The 972-nt window shown below is 44.8% G+C and carries 1 protein-coding gene; it reads left to right on the top strand.

What is annotated here, in order from left to right; translation table 11 throughout:
• Window positions 1-196 (top strand): hypothetical protein (locus NF867_RS13815; RefSeq protein WP_252588658.1); only part of this gene is annotated, 196 nt, incomplete at its 5' end.
• Between the last annotated feature and the right edge of the window lie 776 nt (window positions 197-972).

The raw sequence follows: 972 nt of genomic DNA, 5'->3' as shown, positions 1-972 counted from the left end.
AACAGGTGGGAGAGTAGGTCGGTGCCGATTTTTATACAAGCCCTGCAGCAATGCGGGGCTTTGTTTGTTTAGGGCGGGTTCTACTGCCGAAACATGTGGGAGTCCCGATAGGGGATCGGGATGTAATCCGGTCGGTTATGAGGCTTATATAAACCTTGCAGTTAGGCAAGGTTTTGTTGTTTATGGCCTGGCCTAAAGTAAAAGTACGAAATACAAGGGATTATAAAGATAAGTATAGGACAGCACAGCACAGGGTTTCACAGCGGATTGTATTGATAAATTTTTTCATTCTTAAAATAGATAAGTAAACGCTTGTTCCGTTTCTCTCAACCTCCATCGGTCCTGCTTTCCGTTGCAAGCCTTTAGCCCTTACTCGCGGCCCTTGCACCAGGGCTTTTCACTGCAATCAGGTTTAGTTGGGGAGCTGTCGGTGTCCTTTAGTTCCAGGGTAAATTGCCGATTGTTCATTTTTTCTCCCAGACCATCAGCCGTTTAAGGATCGTATTGCATAAAAAGGTAAAAAGAGTTTGGCGGGGGAGGGGAAATTTCTACCTTTGCACTCCGCAATCGGAAGGAGGGCGGACGGAATTGAAAGGGTGGTTTACAGGCAGGAGCAAGGGAAAAGAGCAGCAGGAGCCGGTAAAGAAAAGGTTGAAACGGAGCCAAAATTTATTTTAAAATAAATTTGGCAAAAGCGAAAAAAGTTTTCACCTTTGCACTCCCGAAACGACGGGGTTTGGATGAGTAAGTCATCGAGACGAAGAGATTGAAAAACTGGCATAGCGATCAAGAGAAAGCAGAAAGGCAAGAAAAAAATAAAAAATAATTCTTGCGAAAACAAAAAAGAAGCTTACCTTTGCAGCCCCGCTGAGACGGAAGGTCGGAAGCGAAAAAAGAAAGAAGGATAAAGAGGACGCCGAAAGGCAAACAGGTTCGATTCCTGAAGTATCCACGAAGGATTAACCAAGGGGT

Origin of the sequence: Solitalea agri (assembly GCF_023914155.1) — a bacterium.
Classification (GTDB): domain Bacteria; phylum Bacteroidota; class Bacteroidia; order Sphingobacteriales; family Sphingobacteriaceae; genus Solitalea; species Solitalea agri.
Note: the sequence above shows the minus strand (reverse complement) of the source record. Positions and strands in the feature narration are given on the sequence as shown.